At 48.6% G+C, this 23,676-nt stretch carries 23 protein-coding genes and 5 tRNA genes; 11 read left to right on the top strand and 17 right to left on the bottom strand.

The features are described 5' to 3' along the window. Positions 1–21: 21 nt before the first annotated feature. Positions 22–927: an urea ABC transporter permease subunit UrtB gene (urtB, locus tag NYE45_RS06785; protein WP_340016121.1), complete on the bottom strand. Its 906-nt coding sequence runs from the start codon at positions 925–927 to the stop codon at positions 22–24. Between the two features lie 191 nt (positions 928–1,118). Further along, entirely contained in the window at positions 1,119–2,369 is a 1,251-nt protein-coding gene (urtA, locus tag NYE45_RS06780; RefSeq protein ID WP_340016120.1) for an urea ABC transporter substrate-binding protein, read from the bottom strand. Positions 2,370–2,630: 261 nt separating this feature from the next. Between urtA and NYE45_RS06775 the strand changes: the two genes are divergently transcribed. The 6 genes from NYE45_RS06775 to NYE45_RS06750 are packed head-to-tail and all read left to right on the top strand — an operon-like array spanning position 2,631 to position 7,413. Further along, positions 2,631–2,933 carry an urease subunit gamma gene (locus NYE45_RS06775; RefSeq protein ID WP_062833121.1) on the top strand — a complete coding sequence of 101 codons (303 nt, stop codon included), beginning with the start codon at positions 2,631–2,633 and terminating at the stop codon, positions 2,931–2,933. Between the two features lie 17 nt (positions 2,934–2,950). Further along, positions 2,951–3,340 carry an urease subunit beta gene (locus NYE45_RS06770; protein WP_340016119.1) on the top strand — a complete coding sequence of 130 codons (390 nt, stop codon included), beginning with the start codon at positions 2,951–2,953 and terminating at the stop codon, positions 3,338–3,340. After that, on the top strand, positions 3,337–5,055 hold the full coding sequence (ureC, locus tag NYE45_RS06765; RefSeq protein WP_340016118.1) for an urease subunit alpha: 1,719 nt from the start codon (positions 3,337–3,339) through the stop codon (positions 5,053–5,055). Before NYE45_RS06770 ends, ureC begins: the two co-directional genes overlap by 4 nt. Before the next feature lie 36 nt (positions 5,056–5,091). Continuing rightward, the gene (locus NYE45_RS06760) at positions 5,092–5,784 is read left to right on the top strand and encodes an urease accessory protein UreF (protein WP_340016117.1); all 693 of its coding nucleotides are present in this window, start codon (positions 5,092–5,094) and stop codon (positions 5,782–5,784) included. A 32-nt stretch (positions 5,785–5,816) separates the two neighbouring features. Further along, positions 5,817–6,536 (top strand): urease accessory protein UreG, encoded by a 720-nt coding sequence (ureG, locus tag NYE45_RS06755; protein ID WP_338708034.1) that lies wholly within the window; start codon positions 5,817–5,819, stop codon positions 6,534–6,536. Then, positions 6,454–7,413 (top strand): urease accessory protein UreD, encoded by a 960-nt coding sequence (locus NYE45_RS06750; RefSeq protein WP_340016116.1) that lies wholly within the window; start codon positions 6,454–6,456, stop codon positions 7,411–7,413. Before ureG ends, NYE45_RS06750 begins: the two co-directional genes overlap by 83 nt. A gap of 126 nt (positions 7,414–7,539) precedes the next feature. Here the strand turns inward: NYE45_RS06750 and NYE45_RS06745 are convergent, their stop codons facing one another. From NYE45_RS06745 to NYE45_RS06730, 4 genes are all read right to left on the bottom strand, one after another. Next, positions 7,540–7,965, bottom strand: coding sequence for a helix-turn-helix domain-containing protein (locus NYE45_RS06745; protein WP_340016115.1), 426 nt, complete (start codon positions 7,963–7,965; stop codon positions 7,540–7,542). Positions 7,966–8,137: 172 nt separating this feature from the next. Next, positions 8,138–8,220, bottom strand: a tRNA-Leu gene (locus NYE45_RS06740). Positions 8,221–8,237: 17 nt separating this feature from the next. Further along, positions 8,238–8,313: transfer RNA gene (locus NYE45_RS06735), tRNA-Lys, on the bottom strand. A gap of 106 nt (positions 8,314–8,419) precedes the next feature. After that, a tRNA-Glu gene (locus tag NYE45_RS06730) sits at positions 8,420–8,491 on the bottom strand. Positions 8,492–8,799: 308 nt separating this feature from the next. Here NYE45_RS06730 and NYE45_RS06725 point away from each other — a divergent pair. Both NYE45_RS06725 and NYE45_RS06720 read left to right on the top strand, forming a co-directional pair. After that, the gene (locus NYE45_RS06725; protein WP_062833114.1) at positions 8,800–9,576 is read left to right on the top strand and encodes a DeoR/GlpR family DNA-binding transcription regulator; all 777 of its coding nucleotides are present in this window, start codon (positions 8,800–8,802) and stop codon (positions 9,574–9,576) included. Between the two features lie 4 nt (positions 9,577–9,580). Beyond that, positions 9,581–10,477, top strand: coding sequence for a Cof-type HAD-IIB family hydrolase (locus tag NYE45_RS06720; protein ID WP_340016114.1), 897 nt, complete (start codon positions 9,581–9,583; stop codon positions 10,475–10,477). A 65-nt stretch (positions 10,478–10,542) separates the two neighbouring features. Here the strand turns inward: NYE45_RS06720 and NYE45_RS06715 are convergent, their stop codons facing one another. Then, positions 10,543–11,214, bottom strand: a complete 672-nt coding sequence (locus NYE45_RS06715; RefSeq protein WP_062833112.1) for an MgtC/SapB family protein — start codon at positions 11,212–11,214, stop codon at positions 10,543–10,545. 93 nt (positions 11,215–11,307) lie between these two features. Beyond that, the gene (locus NYE45_RS06710; RefSeq protein ID WP_340016113.1) at positions 11,308–11,967 is read right to left on the bottom strand and encodes a flavin reductase family protein; all 660 of its coding nucleotides are present in this window, start codon (positions 11,965–11,967) and stop codon (positions 11,308–11,310) included. A 109-nt stretch (positions 11,968–12,076) separates the two neighbouring features. Between NYE45_RS06710 and NYE45_RS06705 the strand changes: the two genes are divergently transcribed. Then, positions 12,077–12,775: a winged helix-turn-helix domain-containing protein gene (locus NYE45_RS06705; protein ID WP_340016112.1), complete on the top strand. Its 699-nt coding sequence runs from the start codon at positions 12,077–12,079 to the stop codon at positions 12,773–12,775. 221 nt (positions 12,776–12,996) lie between these two features. On the opposite strand, the gene NYE45_RS06700 is transcribed toward NYE45_RS06705, so the two are convergent. The 3 genes from NYE45_RS06700 to NYE45_RS06690 all read right to left on the bottom strand — a co-directional run bounded on the left by NYE45_RS06700 (position 12,997) and on the right by NYE45_RS06690 (position 13,722). Further along, positions 12,997–13,085 (bottom strand) — tRNA-Ser (locus NYE45_RS06700). A gap of 6 nt (positions 13,086–13,091) precedes the next feature. Continuing rightward, positions 13,092–13,167, bottom strand: a tRNA-Asn gene (locus NYE45_RS06695). Between the two features lie 93 nt (positions 13,168–13,260). Next, positions 13,261–13,722: a SprT family protein gene (locus NYE45_RS06690; RefSeq protein WP_340016111.1), complete on the bottom strand. Its 462-nt coding sequence runs from the start codon at positions 13,720–13,722 to the stop codon at positions 13,261–13,263. Positions 13,723–13,841: 119 nt separating this feature from the next. Here NYE45_RS06690 and NYE45_RS06685 point away from each other — a divergent pair, with 119 nt between their 5' ends. Next, positions 13,842–14,198 (top strand): hypothetical protein, encoded by a 357-nt coding sequence (locus NYE45_RS06685; protein WP_062833108.1) that lies wholly within the window; start codon positions 13,842–13,844, stop codon positions 14,196–14,198. 178 nt (positions 14,199–14,376) lie between these two features. Beyond that, a complete protein-coding gene (cmpA, locus tag NYE45_RS06680) occupies positions 14,377–14,520 on the top strand; it encodes a cortex morphogenetic protein CmpA (protein ID WP_017690033.1) in 144 nt (47 codons plus the stop codon). Positions 14,521–14,680: 160 nt separating this feature from the next. On the opposite strand, the gene NYE45_RS06675 is transcribed toward cmpA, so the two are convergent. From NYE45_RS06675 to NYE45_RS06650, 6 genes are all read right to left on the bottom strand, one after another. Further along, positions 14,681–16,903: a Tex family protein gene (locus NYE45_RS06675; protein WP_340016110.1), complete on the bottom strand. Its 2,223-nt coding sequence runs from the start codon at positions 16,901–16,903 to the stop codon at positions 14,681–14,683. 540 nt (positions 16,904–17,443) lie between these two features. Beyond that, positions 17,444–19,633 (bottom strand): alpha-galactosidase, encoded by a 2,190-nt coding sequence (locus tag NYE45_RS06670; RefSeq protein WP_340016109.1) that lies wholly within the window; start codon positions 19,631–19,633, stop codon positions 17,444–17,446. A gap of 235 nt (positions 19,634–19,868) precedes the next feature. Continuing rightward, a complete protein-coding gene (locus NYE45_RS06665) occupies positions 19,869–20,219 on the bottom strand; it encodes a type II toxin-antitoxin system PemK/MazF family toxin (protein ID WP_024630714.1) in 351 nt (116 codons plus the stop codon). 3 nt (positions 20,220–20,222) lie between these two features. Next, positions 20,223–20,504 carry a ribbon-helix-helix protein, CopG family gene (locus NYE45_RS06660; protein WP_017690037.1) on the bottom strand — a complete coding sequence of 94 codons (282 nt, stop codon included), beginning with the start codon at positions 20,502–20,504 and terminating at the stop codon, positions 20,223–20,225. Between the two features lie 260 nt (positions 20,505–20,764). After that, positions 20,765–21,952: an alanine racemase gene (gene alr / locus NYE45_RS06655; RefSeq protein ID WP_340016108.1), complete on the bottom strand. Its 1,188-nt coding sequence runs from the start codon at positions 21,950–21,952 to the stop codon at positions 20,765–20,767. A 396-nt stretch (positions 21,953–22,348) separates the two neighbouring features. After that, positions 22,349–23,548, bottom strand: a complete 1,200-nt coding sequence (locus NYE45_RS06650) for a DUF4367 domain-containing protein (RefSeq protein WP_340016107.1) — start codon at positions 23,546–23,548, stop codon at positions 22,349–22,351. Positions 23,549–23,676 lie beyond the last annotated feature (128 nt).

The following is a 23,676-nucleotide window of genomic DNA, read 5'->3' as shown; positions in this document are numbered from 1 at the left end:
AACTAACCCCCTTTTTTCATGTTAATCGAGACTCCGTGTGCGCATCGCGACCAATCCGCGTGGTTTCCATTGCAGAAAAGCAACGATACATACGAACACGAGCACCTTTCCAATGGAAGCCGAGGTATAGGTTTCGAACAACGTGTTGAACATACCGATCCCCAGTGCACCGAACACGGTTCCGACCAATTTCCCTACACCACCCAGGACAACCACCATGAACGCATCCACAATATAATACGTACCAAGCGAAGGACCAATCGGACCAATGAGCGTTAACGCACAACCAGCGATTCCAGCGATTCCCGAACCAATCGCAAAGGTCATGCCATCCACCCGCCGGGTCGAAATCCCAAGACACCCCGCCATGCTCCGATTCTGCATTACAGCCCTCATTCGTCTTCCGGAAGATGTTCGATAGATATAGAGGTACATGCACAGCAGCACAACCGCAACCAGTGCGATAATGAAAATTCGTTTATACGGAAATACAATGCCATCCGAGATTGCCAATCCCCCATTGAGCCAGGCTGGACTGGATACCCCCACATTCGGCGCTCCGAATATTGTACGGGCCAGTTGTTGCAGCATCATGCCTACACCCCATGTCGCAAGCAGACTGTCCAACGGCCTGCCATACAGATGCCTGATCAACACCACTTCAAGCAACCAGCCAATCAGAGCCGCTACAATGAACGCAATCGGCAGAGCCACAACAAAGTAGGCACCGAACCACGCCGCTGGAGCATAGGACATAAACAGATTTTGTGTTACATACGTTGCATACGCACCGATCATGATCAGCTCACCATGAGCCATATTGATCACATTCATCAGCCCAAATGTTACAGCAAGCCCCAATGCAATCAACAACAGAATCGAACTGATACTCAGACCGTTAAACATCTGCAGGATAAACATATCCATCGCTATCCCCTCCTCCATACCGTGACTCTCGATATTTCACATGATATCCATTAGCGGCAGCAACACATCACAGTAACGCTTTACCGCAATGCGGTGAGAGGATGTGTTGTCACACCCTCGTCTATGAATTGGCTGCTTTGAAGCGAGTTGCCTGTTTTATTGCGAGGTTCTATGTTATCGAGGTTTCTATGTTATTTAGCGCTGAGGGAAGCTCCCCATTCATACGTTTTCAGATAAGGATCCGGCTTGACAGGCGAACCAGAATTCCATAATTCCTTGAACTGCCCGTCTTCCTGCACCTCACCGATCCGTACCGTTTTGTAGATATGCTGATTCTCTCCATCCACGGTTACCTTACCTTCCGGAGCATCAAACTCCAGACCCTTGGCAGCCGCTTTCACCTTCTCCACGTCGGTTGATCCTGCTTTTTCCACCGCCGCCTTCCAGAGATAAACCGCTACATATCCCGCTTCAATTGGATCTGCTGTCACTCGATCAGCACCATATTTTTCTTTATACTTGGCAACAAATGTCGCATTCTCAGGTGTATCCGTTGTCTGATAATAATTCCATGAAGCCAGATGTCCCTTCAATACGTCTGCGCCGATGCCACGGATTTCTTCCTCCGCCACACTCACCGACAGTGTTGTCATCTGATCCGAGGAAATTCCAGCATCCTTCAATTGTTTGAAGAAGGCTACATTACTGTCTCCGTTCAGCGTATTGTATACAATATCCGGCTTTGCAGCCTTGATTTTGCTAATGATGGTACTGTAATCGGTATGTCCCAGCGGTGTATATTCCTCACCCACCACTTCGCCGCCTTCAGCCGCGAGTTGCGCCTTAATGACCTGATTGGCCGTCTTCGGGAATACATAATCTGAACCGAGCAGATAAAATGTCTTGCCCCTGTTCTCCAGTAACCAGGTTACGGATGGAACGATCTGCTGATTCGTTGTGGCTCCTGTATAAAAAATGTTTGGGGATGATTCCAATCCTTCATATTGCACCGGATAAAACAATAGACCTTTGTTCTGTTCGAACACCGGGAGCATAGCCTTCCGACTCGCAGAGGTCCACCCGCCAAATACCGCAGCGACCTTATCTTGTTGTAGTAGCTTCCCAGCCTTCTCCGCAAAAGTAGGCCAATCCGAAGCGCCATCCTCAACTACAGGCTCGATCTGTTTACCCAGAACTCCGCCCGCGGCGTTGATCTCTTCAATAGCAAGCATCTCGGCATCCTTAACGGATACCTCACTGATTGCCATCGTTCCGCTCAGGGAATGCAGAATGCCAACTTTAATCGTATCCCCGGATGCAGCCGGCTCTCCTGTACCACCTGAACCCGAAGCTTCAGGCGGCGCAGCGCCATCCACACATCCTGTCATCACAATGACCGCACCGAGCAAAATACTCCATAACTTGACCGACCTCTTCTTCAATAGCCTACACTCCCTTTTTTTAGTCTATTGACGAACATTAAGGTCATTTATGTCCGAAATGTTCGTTGATCCAAATTATGGAGTGTTACACTCTTCATGTCAATATAGCTTACATAATTTTATTTCATGCCTACTCGTTTCATGCATACTGCTAATAAGCTTTGAAGCTTATTGACAAAGGATTCACCCTGTGTGAGTATATTTAACATATAACATGATCCATGAACATGTCAGACATTATAAGCGAAAGGTCGGATTGCCTTGCACTGGACTGAGCAGGAAAAGGAAAAACTCCTGATTACCGTGGCCGCTAACCTCGCCCGTGAACGAAGAGCACGCGGACTCAAGTTGAATGTTCCCGAAGCCATCGCCTTGTTGACCTCCGAACTTATGGAACGAGCACGGGATGGAATGAGCGTTGCCGAATTAATGAGATACGGAGGCACCATCCTGACACGCGAAGACTGTATGGATGGCGTTGCCGATATGATTCCTGAAGTACAGGTAGAAGCCACATTTCCTGACGGTACGAAACTGGTTACCGTACATGAACCTATACGCTGAGAAAGGCAGGAGAAACCATGATTCCTGGTGAATATCGCTTGAAGCCAGATGACGACATCATCTGTCATCCGGATCGTTCAACCCTACGCCTCATTGTCCTCAACCGCGGCGACCGCCCCGTCCAGGTCGGCTCTCACGTTCACTTCTATGAAGTTAATGCAGCACTGGACTTTGATCGCACGTCAGCTTTTGGACATCGCCTGCACATTCCGGCAGGTACAGCAGTCCGCTTCGAACCCGGTGAAGAGAAGCCAGTCGAACTCACGACCTTTGGCGGAAAACGCCAGATTCACGGGTTCAACGGATTAACCGAAGGTTCTGCGGATCAAGCACCCGATCCACAGAAATTGGAGACATTCCTGAAGACGTTCTCTCCTCCCATGCAAGATGGAGGTGAACCTTCATGAAACGAATGAGCCGTGAGCAATACGCGTCGATGTTCGGACCCACAACCGGTGATGCTGTCAGACTTGCGGATACCGAACTATGGGCAGAGATTGAACATGATTATGCCGTCTACGGAGATGAGAGCAAATTCGGGGGTGGCAAGGTTATCCGCGACGGGATGGGCCAGTCCACCTCTGCTCTGCGAAGTGACGGCACTCCTGATACCGTTATAACCAACGCCATCATTATCGATCATTGGGGCATTGTAAAAGCTGATATCGGCATTCGTGATGGTCACATCTGCGCCATTGGCAAATCCGGTAACCCGGATACAATGGATGGTGTTCATCCCGCACTGGTCATCGGTGCTTCCACCGAAATCATCGCTGGTGAAGGCATGATTGTAACTGCTGGCGGCATTGATACCCATATTCATTTCATCTGCCCACAGCAGATTCAGACTGCATTATCCTCCGGTGTCACGACCATGATCGGCGGCGGAACAGGACCGGCAACAGGAACCAAAGCCACCACCTGCACACCAGGAGCCTGGCACATCCACCGGATGCTGGAGTCCGCAGAAGCTTTTCCCATGAACATTGGTTATCTTGGTAAAGGCAACAGCTCCACCACCGCACCTTTAGTCGAACAGATTGAAGCGGGTGTAATCGGCCTGAAGCTGCATGAGGATTGGGGCACTACCCCGAGCGCGATCGATGCATGTCTGACTGCCGCCGGAGAACATGATGTTCAAGTCGCAATCCATACCGATACACTGAATGAAACCGGATTTCTCGAAAATACACTGGCTGCGATCAACGGCCGGACGATCCACACGTACCACACGGAAGGCGCTGGTGGCGGACACGCTCCTGATATTATCCGGGCCGCTGGGGAGTCATACGTCATCCCTTCATCAACTAATCCAACACGACCGTACACACGCAACACTGTAGAAGAGCACCTTGATATGTTGATGGTGTGTCACCATCTGGACCCATCCATCCCCGAAGATGTAGCTTTCGCCGATTCCCGGATTCGTCCCGAGACGATTGCGGCCGAAGACATTTTGCACGATCTTGGCGTGTTCAGCATCATCAGTTCCGACTCACAAGCCATGGGCCGAGTGGGCGAAGTCATTATTCGCACCTGGCAGACAGCCGACAAAATGAAAAAACAGCGCGGCAAACTCGAACTCAACCCGAACTCACCTTCCGATAACGATCGGATCAAGAGATATGTCGCCAAATACACTATCAATCCCGCTATCGCTCATGGAATCGGACACCTCGTCGGTTCGGTGGAAGTTGGAAAGCTGGCAGATCTAATCATATGGAAACCAGCTTACTTCGGTGTTAAACCAGAGATCGTCATTAAAGGTGGCATGATTACGTTCGCCCAGATGGGTGATCCCAATGCGTCCATCCCGACACCTCAGCCCGTATTTGGCAGACCGATGTTTGGAGCCTATGGCAGCGCCATCGCCAGCGGATCAATCACCTTTGTCTCCCAAGCCGCGGCAGATGCGGGGATCAAAGAGTCATTGGGTCTGAAAAAACGGGTTGAACCCGTCAAAGGCTGCCGCTCGGTCAGCAAAAAAGACATGATTCATAACGACGTAACCCCTGTCATCGAAGTCGATCCCGAAACCTATGAGGTGCGCGCCGACGGCGAGCTTCTCACCTGCGAACCCGCAGACGAGTTGCCTATGGCACAGCGGTACTTTATGTTTTGATAGGAATACGGATTAGCTGATAAGGGGGCACTCATGATGAACAGTGGCACGAAGCTACTCCGTTACGTTCAGCTGCTGGATTCGGCCCTGCCCATCGGTGGCTTCTCTCATTCCTTTGGCTTGGAAGCCTACACGCACGATGGTACCGTACGGAATACCGCGCAGCTTGAACAGTTTATTCGCAACCAGCTTCATTCCAGTCTCGTACGACTAGATGGTCTTGCCATCAAAGGCGTCTATCAAGCCATAAAACAACAAGATGCCGCTCTACTTGCTCTGTATGACAAACGTGTCCACGTCCAGCGCTCCCCTCGGGAACTCAGGGAAAGCGGACACAAAATGGGAAAGCGACTACTCAAGCTCGCCCGTTCACTCTATCCATGGATGGACTTTTCCCTGATTGATAAGGCCATACAGGAATACGGCGCATATTGCGGCATCACGACCATTCACGGTTATATCAACTATCAATTGGAGATCGGATTGGACGAAGCCGTTACAGGGCACCTGTATACCTCAGTGAACGCTTATGTGAACAGCGCACTTCGCCTGCTGCCCATCGGACAAACCGAAGCGCAGATGTTGATTCAGAAACTGCTTGATGATATTGAAGCGGAATGGGCTCTCATTCGGGAAAATGACCCGGAAGACATGCACAGCTTCGGAATCGCCCAGGAAATCTACGCCATGCGGCACGAGACCTTACCCGCGCGGCTGTTTATGTCTTAACTACAACTTTTATCTAACTAGGAGGAATTGTTATGTGTGGAGGAGATAATCATACGCATCATCCGGAGTGGGAACGCAAGGCATTTGATCGGAGTCGTCCGATGCGAATCGGAATTGGTGGACCGGTAGGTTCAGGTAAAACAGCCCTTGTGGAGAAGCTGTCCAAGGCACTGCGTACACGTTACAGCCTTGCTGTCATCACGAATGACATTTATACCAAGGAAGATGCCGAAATCTTGCTGCGTCAGAATGCACTGGCACCAGAGCGCATTATCGGTGTCGAGACAGGCGGATGCCCGCACACCGCTATTCGTGAGGATGCCTCCATGAATTTCGAAGCGGTTGACGAGTTGATTGAACGTTTCCCGGATCTGCAACTGATCTTTATCGAGAGTGGCGGCGACAATCTCTCTGCTGCATTCAGTCCGGAACTCGCTGATGTATTCATCTACATTATCGACGTTGCCCAAGGGGAGAAACTTCCTCGCAAAGGCGGTCCCGGCATCACCCGCTCAGATCTGCTGTTAATCAACAAAACCGACCTCGCCCCTTACGTTGGAGCAAGCCTGGAAGTGATGAAAAATGATACCGAGCGGGTACGCGAAGGCCGCCCTTATGTCATGTCTAACCTAATGAGCGGTGAAGGTGTATCCGAGATTGTCCACTGGCTTGAACATCAATACATGGATGACGATGCTTCCGCTGCACATCTGCATTCACACAGCCATGAGCATGGCACTCACTCACATTAATCCATCTTCTGTCCCCACGGGAACAGAGATGAATCGGAATGAAAGTGCAGGTGAGCCCGTCACGCGCCGCAGCGAGCTTCGGGCCACCTTTGCCTTTCAAGGCGAGCGCACTGTCATGACTGATCGTTATTACAGCGCACCTCTCCGGTTTAGCCGATCCTTTCGACCTCCCGGAGGAGGAAACGAATTATGTGTGTACACGTCAGACGTCTCTCCAGGAGTCCTTAACGGGGATCATTATCATTCCGAGTGGGAATTAGGTGAAGGCACCCATGTCATGCTGAGCAGCACATCTGCTACCAGACTTCATCCTACACCTTCCATTCCCTCATCCGTTAATCATCACTTTCGGTTGGGAAAAGGGGCCACGCTGGAATACTTTCCTGAATGCGTCATTCCTTTCAAGGGCAGTTCTTCTTCGCTCGCTGTAACCTTCGAGCTGGAAGAACAGGCAATCCTGGCCTATGCAGATATCTGGTCTGCCGGACGGATTCATCGGGGAGAAGCGTTCCAATTCGAGCGTTACCGCAGCTTGACGGAGATATGGCAAGGTGAGGAACTGGCTGTCTGGGATCGCTTCGGACTTGCACCGGAAACCGATAACCCCAAGCACTCAGCGTCTCTCCTTCACTATACTCACACGGCTGCATTGTGGATGATTGCCCCGGGACTGGGTACTGCGGAGTTGGAACAAGTCAGATCCACTCTGCCACCAGATGGACGGATGCTCGCAGGTGCAAGTTTGCTGGCAACCGGAGGCATCGGTGTTCGACTCCTTGGCATGGCAGCTTGGGAGCTTCAGGAGCAATGTCTTCAGATCTGGAACACACTCCGCCCCCATCTGCTGGGCAAAGAAACTCTTGTCTTTCGTAAATAAAGGCATGTGGACTGACCCCATGAAGCATACATGATTAATACAAAAAACCTCTGAACTATCTCCGAGTATGTTCGGATTAGTCTAGAGGTTTTTGTATATTCAGTCTATGGATGTTGCTCATACCACTTACGCTTCATTTTCCTCAGAATTGTTCTCTGATTTGTTCTCAGCCTTATAGCGATAGTCGCCTGCATCTTTGCTTTCCTTGGATTTGCGGTAACGGGTAAACTCGATATATTCACTGATAAAAGACTGTTCCACAGTCGATAATTCGCTTTCCTGGCAATTCAATTGCCGCAACACGTCAAAAAAATAATCCTCCCGTTTTTCCCGCACCATCGCTTCCTTCGATGGACGCCCAATCATGAGCCAGTCGAGGCTCACATCAAAAAACGAAGCAATTTCAATTAACTTATTCGTACTCGGAATAGACTTGCCACGTTTCCAATCACCCAGATTGCCTGTGCTAATCTTCAGCTGTTGGCAGAAAGCCTTCTTGGTCATTCCTCGTTCGGCAATCAGGTGTTCAATTCGCTCATAGATCGACTGCATACAAGAACCGCCTTCCAACCGTAATAATCAACTCATCTGCTTGAATTATACCACATTATTCCTGAATGCTCAGCCTTTAAATCCCCGGAATATAATGAGGTATATCGAATAACACAAAGATAGACTCCCACGAATGATCATGAGAGTCTATCTTATAACGTTGTTGCTGTGATGCGGTCGAGAGGACTCGAACCTCCACGGGTATACACCCACTACCCCCTCAAGATAGCGTGTCTGCCATTCCACCACGACCGCATATTCAATTGTAAAAATGGTGAGCCATGAAGGGCTCGAACCTTCGACACCCTGATTAAAAGTCAGGTGCTCTACCAACTGAGCTAATGGCTCTTGCTGTAAACTTCACCGGATGTGCCACGCTTCATTTTTGTCTCTAAGAGCAATGACTTTGAGGATTTCTCATCGAAAATATAGATCTCATGAGGTGGTGAAGATATGACCCGTAGGGGATTCGAACCCCTGTTACCTCCGTGAAAGGGAGGTGTCTTAACCCCTTGACCAACGGGCCTTAATAACAAGTTGTCTTTCTTGGCGACAAGAATGAGTATACCACAGGACATTTTAAACTTGCAACACTTTTTTTAAAATTTATTTCCCAAGCCTTTTTTACCTGTTGATACTGCTCTTCAGAGACCCGTTAATCTCCATATCCCCTATTCATGCCAATGTCATCACTGTGCAGGAAAAATGTAAATCATCCATTAAAACACTTACAAAAACTTATGTTCACTTATAATATTGCAAAGCGCATTAAGAATACTTATAATTAAAGTATCAGTATAAGTACGGTCATCCATACAACCGGAGGTGACATGTTTGTTTCAAGAAGAACGAATGCAGCTCATTGTTGAACATCTACGCAAACACAATCGCATCTCAGCCGATGATATTGTCACCTTGTTTGATGTATCACGGGATACTGCACGCAGGGATCTGATCAAGCTTGAGGAACAGGATGCCATTATTCGAACACGTGGCGGTGCGATTCTCCCCCCTCCTCCACAAGAATTCAGATCCTACAAAGACCGTTTACTCGATGTATCTGAGGAAAAAAGAGCCATCGGCAAACTCGCTGCGGCCATTGTAAGACAAGGCGAGATCATTATTCTGGATTCTTCCACGACCGTGCAGGCCTGTGCCGAGAACTTGAACGGCAAATCCTGTACCGTCATTACCAATTCGATTCATTCCGCTGATCTTCTCTCCAATCACACGGCTGTCCAGATTCGTTTACTCGGCGGCAAAGTGGATAAGGAACAACGTTATGTCTACGGTACCTCTGTTATCGAGACTCTCTCCCACTATTATGTAGATAAAGCCTTTATCGGAATTGGCGGTATCACCATGGATGGCTTCAGTGCTTCCGAAGAGGAAGGGAAAATTAAACACCAAATGATGAAGGCAGCCAAAAAAGTCGTTGTTCTTGCCGATCAATCCAAGTTTGATAGACGTTATGGTTATCGTTTTGCCGACTGGTCATTGGTGGATGTATTGATTACGGATCAATGGCCAACCAAAGAATGGCTTGTTTTTCTAGCCGAACAACAGGTTGAGATTCTCATTCCTGAACCCACAGATGATAAGGAGTTGTAAATATATGAAATTATTTGCCACAGATTTAGATGGAACTTTATTGAACAGAGACAGCCAGATTAGCCCGGAGAATGCAGCAGCCATTCAAAAAGCACAGCAATCCGGTATGAAGGTTACAATCGCTACAGGGCGTGTTTACTCCGATGTGGTGACCATCAGCCGCGAAGGCGGAATCAAAACCCCAATTATCGGCTCCAACGGAGCGACGATTCATGATGCCGACGGTGAACGTCTATTCCATCTTCCACTTGAGCGTGACACAGCAGCTTCCGTCATGCAGTGGCTGGAAGATCATGATTTCTATTATGAGGCCTCAACGCAGCAAGGTATCTATGCTCCGCTTAGCAGTCACGAAACCTTGCTCGCCGAGATGGAACGTGTTCTTGGTTCGAACCCTGGTGAGGACATTGCGCGCATGATTCGGGCCATCAAGAAGCACTATGACAAAAAAGACTACCACCGCGTAAACAACCATCTCGAAATTCCGGCAGAAGCCTGCATCTACAATATTATGGCCTTCTCCATGAATCCGGACAAAGTAAAGGCAGGACGAGAACACTTCGCTTCCCGATCCGATGTAGCCATGGTTGTATCTTTTGAGCATAACTTCGAAATGCAGCACCCGGACGTATCCAAAGGTAATGCCCTCACCAAATTGGCGGCTCACCTGAACATCTCCATGGAAGATACAGCAGCGATCGGAGATAACTTCAACGATGTATCCATGTTAAAAATGGCAGGACTCGGCATCGCCATGGGGAATGGCGAACCCGAAATTCAGGCATTAGCCAAAGCCATAACGTTGACTAATGTGGAGCACGGTGTAGCACATGCCATTGAGTGCCTGCTTGAAGGCAAACCGGTGTCCCGTCCGGAAACGATTGTCGGAGAAGGGCAGTAATCGAACCCGTCCCGGAATTAATCATTGAACCAGCTTGGTCGTCTTTTGATCCAAGCTGGTTCAATTCATTTCAACTCAGCTGATCGAACGTGGGGCACATCCTGTAACAAAATAATCAGTTGCTCGCCCCGGTATGAGCCGGGCAGTTGCAATGTGAACTCAAGCACAGTCTCTTCTTCGGAGTCTGTGCTTTTTTGCTGTTCTGTTTTAAATCCGATGACCGAGATCTTTTCCTGTCCCAGCAGTGCCAAAACACTCTTCAGAGCCTCTCCCTCCGTTTGCAGGTGGATGGTTAATGTCTCTGTTCGGGCGGATACCAGCCAGCGTGTGGGTCTATGCAATAACATCTGTGCGACTACAATAAGCAGCGTCACGCCTGCACCTGTCCAATACAGACCTGAACCCACCGCAAGTCCCATGCCTGCCGTAGCCCATATGCCAGCCGCTGTGGTCAATCCTCTGACCGTATGCCGCTGCGTGAAGATCATGCCAGCGCCAATGAACCCCACACCGCTAACAACCTGTGCAGCAATCCTTGATGGATCAAGGGACAGATTGTCCCAACCGGCCTGATCCTGAAATCCGTACTTCGACACAATCATCATCAGGGCAGCACCGACGGCGACCACAAAATGAGTACGAATTCCCGCCTCTTTCATTCGATTCTTGCGCTCATATCCGATTAGCACACCACATATTCCAGCTATGAGTACACGCATCAAGTATTCCACTTCCATGCACATCACCTCTTTCATTATGTATATGCTTACATGTGTCTATCTTTACTATTACCCAATCTTTCCCTGACTAATAAAAAACCTCTACTCTGGTCAATTCTCTGCCCGAAAATTGCCACCTTGTCTCTCTCCCAATCCGTAATAATGTCTGAAATTATATATCAGCGGATGCCATTCCTCCGGATTGATTTTGTTCGGTCCAGATATTAGTCTTGTGTGCGCGTGCACCTTCACCGCTTTCACTTCCACAATCGCCATGAACGGTGTGTGTTCAGGAATACGTATGTGTTGTACAGCCGCTTCAATCTGGAGCGGACATTCAGCTATTTTATCTGGAGCCACCTGAACCGATGATTCAGATGTCAGTCCAGCTACGGTGAATTTATCGTGGCAAAACGTATAACCCATCCGCCTTTTCTCCTCAGGAACCGGGGTAACTCCCGTATAACGACCCAATGCCTCAACCTGTTTCCACATAGATGCATCTGGCAAATTAATCACGCACTCAGGGTGTCGACTCAGATTTTCATAGGCTTTGCCCTGTATACCTAGACCAAGAACCAAACAATCCCCCAGCGCCCAAGATGAAGACAGTGGAGACAGGTTGGTTGACCCATCCTCGTTTAATGTGCTTAACAGCAGTACGGGCGTACCATAATATAAAACACTGGGATTAAGCGTTTCATGTTGAATCACTTCTGAACTCTCGGACAACTGCTCTATAGCAAAGTCCTGTTTCGTTATCTTTTTCATATCCTGTACCTCTCCTGTTCCAATTCCATTAGTTTATAACCTTGATCTGACCCGTATAGGACGATAGAACAAAATTGTAATACAGTAATAGTTCAGATATGATCGAAGTATGAATGTATATCCGAATATTACCGTTATTGCATCGTTAATCGCTGATCCAAGCCGCGCTATTTTTCTGTCATCTTTGCTGGATGGGCGGGCGTTGCCCGCAGGAGAGCTTGCTCATATGGCAGGCGTCACTCCCCAGACGGCAAGCAGCCATCTCGCTAAACTCGTAGAGGGAGGATTACTCGAAGTCGAACAACAAGGACGCCACCGATACTACCGTCTGGCAAGTAAAGAAATTGCTAATCTGATTGAAACCATGGCCAGTATTGCCCCGCCTGTACAGATACGCTCTCTCAAACAATCCGATCAGCTCAAACAACTGAGTTATGCACGGACTTGTTATAGTCATCTTGCCGGGAAATTAGGAATTTTGCTCTGTGAGGCCTTGGTACAGAAGGGTTATCTTTCAGAGCCCGCAGAGGCACACAGCAAGAATTATCAAATTACAGAGAAAGGAACGCAGTGGTTCACTACGTTCGGCATTGAACTTCAAGTGAAGCCTGGGTCACGCCGGGCCATCGCTCGTAAATGTCTGGATTGGAGCGAACGCCGTCATCATCTTTCAGGTATGTTTGGGGAACAACTCAGACATCGATTATTGGAACTGGACTGGATTCGTCAAAAAACAGGAAGTCGCTCTGTCGAAGTAACAGAAGCTGGCAAGAAAGGTTTATACGAGGTGTTGGGCATTTCACTTTAAGCAGAAGCGTCTACGAGGGACAACCAAGGATGAGAACGCAAAAAATCCCCTTCACACTGACCGTCAACTGGTCTAAAGTGAAGAGGATTTTTTTGGTGTTTCAGAACGGAGAGAGAGGGATACTCTCACTTCGTTCGAGACTGCGAAGTATTGCTAACGAAGCTTATGCTCCGACGAACCTTTAGGGTTCTCATCCCTTTGCAGAGAAGTTTAATTCAGAACGGAGAGAGAGGGATTCGAACCCTCGCACCGCTTACGCAGTCTAACCCCTTAGCAGAGGGTCCCCTTATAGCCACTTGGGTATCTCTCCAAGAAATGGCTCCCCGAACAGGGCTCGAACCTGTGACAACTCGATTAACAGTCGAGTGCTCTACCAACTGAGCTATCAGGGAAAATTAATCTTGATTAACTTAATTTATCATGATTAATAATCCAAGTCAACATGCCTTCCATCACTTTCTTTAGCGTATTGAATGAAGCACACATCAGATGTTCTGAAGACCCAGTTTTCCCGCACAACGACCACAGCGGTAACGATTCGGATCTATTTTCCGCTTGCGCAAATATTCCGTACCACAGCTCTTGCACACCAGCTTATAACGATAGGGCAGAGGTTTTCTGCCTTTGCCATCAGGCAGAGATTGGCAATAGCGCGAACCGCCCACTTTCTGCAGTAAAGCCTTGAATTCCGGGTCACGATGCTGATAGCCGCGTCCACGTATATGCAGATGATAGTGGCACAGCTCATGCTTGATAATTTTCTCAACCTCATCCCGCCCGTAGGCTTCGAGTTGATGCGGATTGATCTCAATCCGGTGACTTTTGAGCATATATCGTCCACCTGTAGTGGTCAGGCGACCGTTAAACAACGCTTCATGGGTGAACGGCACTCCAAAATGATCCAGTGATACCTGTTCAATCCATTGTTGCAATTCCTCATTTTCCATCGGTATCCTCTCCTTGCACCCCCTCGGAGCATTTGTTTTTCCCGCATAATACTTGAATTTTAACCGTTTCGTAGGCTACACTGTCAAGTAGAATGTATGAGGGGAGATTATTACTCGTTATGCCTACAATGCGCTATGTCATCTTGCAGCAGGAACAACAATTGCAGTTTGTGGAAATGCCGGCGGATTACGCCTATCAACTCAGTGCGCTCAATCTGCGCCTGCACAAGGAGATAGATAAACTCACTGCAGCAGATGTCCCTGTTCTGCCTTGGGCGATTGCCGAATGTGACAACCTGGATCTCCTGAACGAAAATCTTTCCATTATCGGCGGCCTTGATTATATCAATGCGCTTGAAGAATCTTTTGCAGCACTGCGTGAAAGCCATTATCCTTTGATTTCTCTGCTTACCGAAATCCGGGCGCTTCAGGCCCAATTGGAACAATGGTATGAAGAAGAGATGGAAGCTCTCTAATCCACTCCAGATCTCATTTTAAAATGACAAGAAACGAAAAGCGCATCTCCCTGAATTGGGATTTGTGCTTTTTGGTATTAATATTGATTTGCCAGTGTCCTTCACTTAACCCGCACAGTCCAGGCTATTGCCACATATGCTAACGTACAGATGAATTATGCAAGAGGAGGAGATACCCTTGCCTCAATGGCTTTGCAATCAACTGATGCGTGCATTTCACAAAAAGGACAGCCGGCAAATCAAGTTGCTGAACGAATGCTGGTTCTTTTATCGCAACAAACCAGCAAATGGCACACCGCGCAGCGCGGAGAACGAACTTTAAGAGGTTGTTCAAAAAGTCCACTTTTGAACACGAACTTTAAGCAAAAGCCCATGATCATAGCCATCGTACTTACCAGAGGAATTGGAACGGATAACGGGACCATTATTGTCGACACAAACAGCCTTCCCGGTCAGGGAAGGCTGTTCTCCAATCCTATTACTTAGGAAGACTGTTGCGCAGACGCAGGCTTCTTCATCGTAAGGCCGACACGGCCTTTTTTGGTATCCACATTCATAACCCAGACTGTTACATTATCCCCAACAGACACAACGTCCATCGGATGTTTAACATACCCGTTGCTGAGCTGTGAGATATGGACAAGCCCATCACTCTTAATTCCAATATCAACAAAAGCACCGAAATCAATTACGTTCCGAACTGTTCCTTGCAACTCCATGCCTTCCACCAGATCCTCGATCTTCAATACATCCGTACGGAAGATTGGCAATGGCATCTCTTCACGTGGGTCACGACCCGGACGCTGCAAGCTGTCCAAAATATCACGCAATGTAGGCACACCTACGTCCAGTTTCACGGCCAGTTGCTCTGGTTGCTGCTCCGACAGTAACACTGACAGTTCCTTGCTGCCCAGCTTGTCCAGTGCAACCTGAAGCTCCTTGAACAGCTGATCAACCACCTTGTAGGACTCAGGGTGAATCGGTGTACGATCCAATGGATTCTCGCCCTCGCCAATACGCATGAAGCCCACGCACTGCTCATAGGTTTTGGCACCCAGACGCGGTACCTTCTGAAGCTGACGGCGGTTCGTGAACCGGCCGTTCTCTTCACGGTACTTCACAATGTTTTTGGCAATCGTAGCGTTAACTCCGGCAACATAGGACAACAACGATGGCGATGCCGTATTCACGTCAACACCCACATGGTTAACTGCGGATTCAACGACAGCCTTCAGGCTTTCTTCCAGAATCTTCTGGGATACGTCATGCTGATATTGACCCACGCCAATAGCTTTCGGATCAATTTTAACCAGTTCCGCCAGCGGATCTTGTACCCGGCGAGCAATGGAAGCTGCACTGCGCTCGGCTACATCCAGATCTGGGAACTCTTCTTGCGCCAGCTTGGATGCAGAATACACACTTGCACCTGCTTCGTTAACAATCAGATATACGAGACTTTCATCACCGTTCTCCTGAATAATCTCGGCAACAAACTGCTCCGTTTCACGCGATCCCGTACCGTTACCGATAACGATCAGTCCAATATCATATTGCTTAATCATCCGGTGGAATACTTCCGCAGCTTCACGTTTCTTGTTGTGTGGTGGCGTTGGGTAGGTCACAGCCACTTCCAGCAACTTGCCCGTATCATCTACTACAGCCAGTTTACAACCTGTACGGTAGGCCGGATCGACCCCTAACACACGTTTGCCATGAATCGGCGGTTGAAGCAACAGGTTACGCAGATTGGCCGAGAATACTGAAATGGCCTGATTTTCACCTTTTTCCGTGAGCTCTCCACGAACTTCACGCTCGATGGAAGGCGCAATCAGCCGCTTGTAGGCATCTTCTATCACATCACGCAGGATATCCTGCACGGCAGAAGCACCACGAATGATCTGTCCTTCCATGTGGCGATGGGCCGGTTCTGCCTGTACGTCCAAACCGACTTTCAGAATACTCTCACGTTCACCGCGATTAATCGCGAGAATACGGTGTGGAGGCATCTTTTTGGCTAATTCGCGGTAATCATAATAATTCTCGTACACGGACTCCTCTTGAGCATCTTTCGCTTCCGAAGTCAGCATGCCATGATCCAAGGTGTACCGACGAATCCAGGCACGAATGGCAGCATCGTCTGCGATGTTCTCCGCGAGAATGTCTTTGGCTCCCTGAAGCGCCGACTCCGCATCTTCTACACCCAGTTCAGCATTGATATACTGCGCAGCTTCCTGGAGTACATCTCCTTGTTTCGGTTGACCCCAGATCCAAACAGCAAGGGGTTCAAGACCTTTTTCTTTTGCCACGCTGGCACGCGTTTTCCGCTTCTGACGGTAAGGACGATACAAGTCTTCCACTTCCTGCAGCTTTACAGCCTGGGTGATGGATTTCTTCAGTTCTCCAGTCAGCTTGCCCTGTTCCTCTATAATACGGATGACTTCCAATTTGCGATCCTCAAGATTGCGCAGATAGACAATGCGTTCTTCAATCGATCGCAGCTGGTTCTCATCCAGCTCTCCAGTCATTTCTTTACGGTAGCGGGCGATAAATGGAATCGTATTGCCTTCGTCCAGAAGCTCCGACGTTGTGCGGACCTGCTTCAAGGACAGTGACAGTTCCTTGGCTACCTGTTTGATGATTCGTTCATGGCGTTCTGCCTTTATTGTTTCTTCATTGGGTTCCAGAACCGTTTCCTGTTCAGACAAAATAAATCCCTCTTTCCTTCCTGAATCGTTCGTTACAATCATTTCAGGGCAGCTTTGCTGCTGTAATTACAGTATTGTTAAACCATTTGTTTCTTCCACTCTACCCTATATTATCACAAAATCCCGTCCAGATTTCCATCAATCCGCAAGCATACAAGTTCTGACAGAATGATGTCATCCTCCAGCCTTCCCCATTACGGCAAAAAAAGACCGAAAAACGTCAACACAACGCTCCTCGGTCTTTCCTTATTCAAAACTTTAAATACAATAGCAATCTAATAAGTGAAACTGCTCATTTACACGATGACGGAGAGGACAGAAAAAGCCTGAAAAAGCGAAGCTACAAGCTTTCTGCAGAAAGCTACTTCGAAAGCATACACTTCGCCTAAAAGCTTTCTGAAAGAAAGCTACATCGGAAGCATACGCTATCCCCGGATTTTCCCTTTGAGAAAACGGAATCAAAAAAATCTGGGGATAACAGCGATTGGAAGGTTGTTCTGTCATCGTAGTATCCGTGTAAATAAAATGTAGTTCACTTATCTAGACGCGCTCGAACCGGAACATTTCGCTCAGATAGTCTCCTGATGCACTGCCCACCGATATACCGCCATACATCAAGGCATCGCCGGTAAAGGTCTCCGAGCCGCCTTTCAGACGGTAATCCGCATTAGGGTCCAATCCTTTCAGCTTCAGGCGCTGAAGTGGCGCATTAGGCTCAGAGAGCACGCGGAAGTAGAATACAACCGCTTCGCTTCCGTCTGGTGCAATAAACATCCACGCGGTCTCATTGCCTTCAAACGGACTGAGCAAGCGACGGAATGTTCCATATTGAACCGTTCCACGGATCTCTTTGTACAGCTCAACCTGCGCTTTCACGATTTCGTTCTCTTCCTCCGTGAATTTCGTCAGATCCAGCTCGTACCCGAAGTTGCCCGACATCGCAACATGTCCCCGAATCTCAAGAGAAGTGATCCGGTTCACCTGATGATTCGGTACCGCTGAGATATGTGATCCCATGGCGCTCACCGGGTACACAAGACTCGTACCATATTGAATCCGCAGACGGGAGATCGCATCGGTGTTGTCACTTGTCCATGTCTGTGGCATGTAATACAGCATCCCTGGATCGAAGCGGCCACCACCACCTGAACAGCTCTCGAACAGAATGTTCGGGAATGCCGAAGTGATTCGTTCCATGACGTCATACAACCCCAGCATGTAACGATGCGCGGTCTCACGCTGTCTGTCTGCCGGAAGCAATGCAGAACCCACTTCCGTCATATTCCGGTTCATATCCCATTTCACATAAGTGATTGGTGCAGAACCAAGTACGTCTGTTAACATGCGTACAATCTCATCACGTACATCCTGACGAGAGAAGTCGAGGACCAGTTGCTGACGTCCTTCTGTCCGGCGACGATCTGGCACATGCAGACACCAGTCTGGGTGCGCACGGTACAGCTCACTGTCTGGTGAGATCATCTCAGGCTCAAACCACAATCCGAACTGCATGTCCAGACCTGTTACCCGGTTAGCCAGATCATCCAGACCCTGTGGCAATTTGTTCTTATCTACAATCCAGTCGCCCAACGAGGAATTGTCGCTGTCCCGGTGTCCAAACCAGCCATCATCCAAGACAAACAACTCAATACCCAGCTTCTGTCCGGCGCGAGCGATCTGTTCAATCTTGTCCGCATTGAATCCAAAATAAGTCGCTTCCCAGTTATTGACCAACACCGGACGCTCTGCATTGCGGAACTTACCACGTGCAAGACGTTCCCGGTACAGTTCATGGTACGACTGAGACATACCATCCAGACCTGCATCCGAATATACCATAACCGTCTCAGGTGTCTGGAACGCTTCCTGTGGCTCCAGCTTCCAGCTGAACTCGAACGGGTTGATCCCAAGCGATACACGGGTGGTGTGGAACTGATCCACTTCAGCCTGTGCAGTGAAGCTACCGCTATAGACGAGACTGAATCCGTAGACTTCACCCTGATCTTCATCCGTGCCTGGTGTCATCAGCGCAATAAATGGATTCTGCTGGTGACTGCTTGAACCACGACGGCTCTCAATTCCTTGCAGGCCTGAAGCAAGCGGTCTGCGTACGATATCACGTTCCCGTGTCCAAGCTCCTGACAATTGCAATAATTCATAATCTGCATGCGGGAAATCAACAGAAGAACTGAGCGCACGCACCACATTCACTGAGGTAGCGCTCTCATTAACGATACGCATGGAGCGTGTAATCGCATTAAATGCCGTAAAGGCTGTATAGGAAAGCTCGATTTTGATGCCTGCAACGTGGTCTTCCAACTCAATAACCAGCGTCTCTGCTTCTTCATCGGATTCAACATACGTTGCTGGCAATCCAGTAAGCGCTGTCTTTCCTTTGACCAATCGATGGCCTGTATACGTAAACTCCGAAACCGTTGAGCCATTCTCAAGTTCCAGTTGGATTGCAGGATTACGGAAATCACTCGTGCCGTACACTGGCAATTCCACTGGCAACGTATCGAACGAGATCGTACGATCCTCCGGAACCGGGTTAGGGCTAAAGGATGCTCGTTCAGTACGAACATGCAACCAGCTCAGATCGGTATTGCGCAATTTTTTGCCATAATACAAATGCACCAAATATCCTGAAGGCAGTACCTGAAATACGTAACTGGCCTCACGGGTTTGTAAATGAAACTGAAGTTTCTCTTGATTGATGTAAATGCTCATATGTCTCCTCCACCTCTATATATAGGTCTTTCGGGTAAACGGTTTCTCAGGTTCCATTATAACGAAAAGATCGCCAATGTTCTACGCTTTCATCAAGCTTTAATCAAAAGAGCGTACAACAGCCCGAAGGATGTCATACGCTCTTTTGGTTACAGTCTGAAATTAGTGTGTTCCCTCACAGGAACATCCATTGCCAACGGACGGCAGGACAGCGTACAAGACGCTGGTTGCTGCCTTAAAAATCGATTAAACCCAGGCTGATCTGTAAGGCTTCGTTGACCAATTTCATGGTCTCCTCGTCCAGATGGGTAATCTTGTCAGTCAGCCTTTGCTTATCAATCGTCCGTATTTGTTCGAGCAAAATAACCGAGTCCCGGTCAAAGCCGTGTGCCGCCGCATCAATTTCCACATGCGTTGGCAGCTTTGCCTTCTGGATCTGGGCGGTGATAGCCGCCACAATACAAGTTGGACTGAACCGGTTGCCGATATCGTTCTGGATCACCAGAACCGGCCTGACTCCACCTTGCTCGGAACCGACAACGGGAGAAAGATCCGCAAAAAAAACGTCACCACGTTTTACGATCAATGTCTACACCCCGCTAACTAAGCGGTCCAGAGTGCTGTCCGCATCTTCCTCCGCATGAAAGGCTTCGGATGCCATGGTCAGATTAATTTTTGCCATCTCCATGTATCCGCGCTGCATCGTTTCACGGATGTAACGTTTCTTACGCTCCGTCAAATACAGCTTCATAGCCTGCCTAATCAATTCGCTGCGGTTGGAATTCTCCAGCGCTACGATGCCATCCACTTCCTGCAAAAGATAATCAGGTAAACTGATCATGATCCGCTTGGTGTTCTGCAAGTTGGCCACCTTTCTTCCACCCCCACAAACCTTTCGCCATTGTGAACCAGTATTACGTTTTTCCAGAACTTTTATACAAAGGAATATATATGCCCCGAGTATATCAAGTATGCTGTACTCCATTATAAACACGGGGAACAATATTCGTACAGACCAAACATCTCATTTCAGGATTTAAATCCTTATCGTCATACATAATTCGAGATGCTCCGACAGTTTTCCTTCTGTTCTGAAAAAAAGTTTATTGGTAATGACGTCCAGTTTACCTGTCAGGATGTCAAAAGTGGATTGATTCTGGCGACTTCTGCTCCCCCACGGGTGTAGACCCGTGGAATGCGGTGCGCCATCATGCAGATCACTTCATAAGCAATCGTACCGAGCTGGATTGCCACCTCGTCTGCGGTTATAACGCCACCAGACTGATGACCGATGAGGACAACCTCTTCGCCGACTTGAATTTCTTCCGCTTCTTCCGCGAAAGATTGTAACGACACCATACACTGATCCATGCAGATCGTACCGACGACAGGAACGCGGCGGCCGCGCACAAGCACTTGTGCTTTACCTGTCAGCATTCTTGAGAATCCGTCTGCATAGCCGATCGGCAGGGTCGCTATTCGTTCGTGCCCTTGTGTAACATAACGGGTTCCGTAACTGATCCCCCAATGGGGTGGCAGTGTTTTAACCAGAACCGCCTTCGTCTTCAGCGTCAATACCGGGGACAGCTTCACCACCTGATGATTCACCTGAGCCGAAGGATACAATCCGTACAGGCTGATTCCTACACGTACCATGTCATAGGATAATTCCGGTGTATCAATGGCAGCGGCGCTGTTCGCCGTATGTATAATCGGGATGACACATCCCTGATCCCTGAGCGCATGAACCACGCTTTGGAACCGTCGATACTGCTCCAGTGTATAGGTTTTGTCTTCTTCATCCGCTTTGGCAAAATGGGTAAACATACCTTCCAGCATCACCTGATCGAGGGAGGCCACTTCCTGTATGAAAGCCAATGCCTCATCGCCAGGCAACAGACCTAATCGGCCCATGCCGCTGTCGATTTTAATATGAACCTTCAGTTGGTTAGCGAATGTGCTCGCATCCAGATGTCGAATGGCATCAAGCACTTCCCTGCTGAACAGCGTGATGGTCACATCATGTTTCCAAGCAACAGCGATTCCTTCCGGCGGCGTATAACCCAATACCAGAATTGGAATCGTAATCCCATGTTGTCGCAGTTCCAGAGCTTCGTCAAGAAAAGCAACACTTAAGTAATCCACACCCACTCGTTCCAGTTCTCTAGCCGTCTCCACCGCTCCGTGTCCATAGGCATTGGCCTTCACACAGGCGAGGAATTTCATGCCCTGAGGCAATGCCTCGCGGAAAGCTTCTACGTTAGTACACAAATGATCCAAATTGATGTCCGCTTGGGTCGGCCGATATTGTCCTTGCACGTTAAGTCACCTTCTCTAATCATCTTAATCCGGCTCACGTCAGACTCCATCGTAATGCTCCAGCATGTGACTGTCAAATGAACCGAAGTTTCGCATTCAAAAACAGATGCAAGGTGCGCCGTTTGAGGAACAAATGCGAACATAGAAGAAGACCGATAAGCGAGATTGGCAGGGCAAAATTTCAATCTCCACCCCAGCAAAAATCTGCTTATATCGATTATTTACCCGGTTCCCTATGTGTAGAAGCGCGTTTTGCATTATTGGGTGCTCGGAGTAAGAAAAAACGGTCCCAGATGTACACATGTCTCACATCAAAGCAAAGCACCGGAGAACGGGTCTCCGATGCTTCTTAGCATTCCTTATGTTTATGCTACTATTCGTTCATTTGTTCAAAAATCATTTGCCTGACTCTTCCTGCATCGATGTTGCAATGCGTACCATTTCGTTCTGAGGCAGGTCGGCACTGGTGATTCGATATTCTATGCCATCTGTCATCCATGTCAGAGTCTGCAATGCATCTCCGCTGATCATCCCCAGTGTGAATCCAAGATCCACTACACTGGATGGAGCAAGCGATACGGCTCGATCCTGTGGTCTGGCTTCGAATATCGTGTAATTATATGTTCCTTCATAACGAAGCATAACCGAATAGTCTCCCGCTTCTTCCAGAATCTGATCATCCTTGAGCTGCACGCCTTCCGGCGCATAGGTCGGCTGAATCACGCCGAAGCTGTCTGCCCCTTCCGGTTCTGCAAGTGTCGGCTCTTCGCCTTCCTGACCTGTTGCAGCACCCTCTGTACCTTGTTGCTCTGTGTCACCACCTATACCTGACTGTCCATCAGTGACAGCTCCGTCTGGTTCTGGCGCCGTCTGAGGATTGGCAGGTTCTTTACCGCCCTCATTACCTGTTTGCTCCGCAGGAGCCACACCAGAGTCCGTTCCTGTTTTGCCGCCTTCTTCTGTATTGGCTGTCATGTTACGCTGCATGTCAAAGGCGTCTTTCTCAAATGCAGCACCGAATTTGAAGGAATCAAACTTCACATCCACAACCACATTGGCATTGGAGTCGGATACCTCAACCTGTTTCGGTGCGTAATCACTTTTGTTCAGCCAGATCTTCTGTCTGACGAGTGCATGTGTATTATAATTGGCAGCTACATCAAAAACATAGCTCTCCTTCTCGTCCGCAAACTGACGGGTTGTATCCCCCGTAATGCTCCGAATCAATGTTTCATAGAGATATACCTGTCCTTGGTTATCTGGCCAGTTGCTCTGGAAACGGAAGCTTTTATTCTGGCTAGGCGTCAGAACAAACACACCCTCATCATTACGCAGTACAATCTGCGTTACATCCTTTTTGGCATTGGTTAACGCAATACGATAATAGGAAGGCTTCTGATGCCATACCTCGACCTTGTACTGCTGCGGCGTATCTCCGGTATGCAGCGTCATCACGCCTGCCCCCTGGTAACTTTCCATCTCTCCTACGACTTCGTTCAGATCTTTGACCACAGCTGCCGCATCCTTCTTCCCGCAGGCGGCAAGTAAGGCCGATAAGACCAATACCATGGCAAGCATCCATGATATTCGGCGCATGACATCATCCCCTTTAGCACATGTTTTCACTTCAGGATTTTGCTTGCAGCAGAACCCCTACTTGATTAGTACATGTCTATGAGGGACTTGTTCGATATATGCGGACTAGTTTGACAAGCATTCAGTGA

The sequence above is a fragment of the Paenibacillus sp. FSL K6-1318 genome (genome assembly GCF_037976905.1).
Classification (GTDB): Bacteria; Bacillota; Bacilli; order Paenibacillales; family Paenibacillaceae; genus Paenibacillus; species Paenibacillus amylolyticus_A.
The sequence above is the reverse complement of the archived record's forward strand: the minus strand, read 5'-3'. Positions and strand labels throughout refer to the sequence as shown.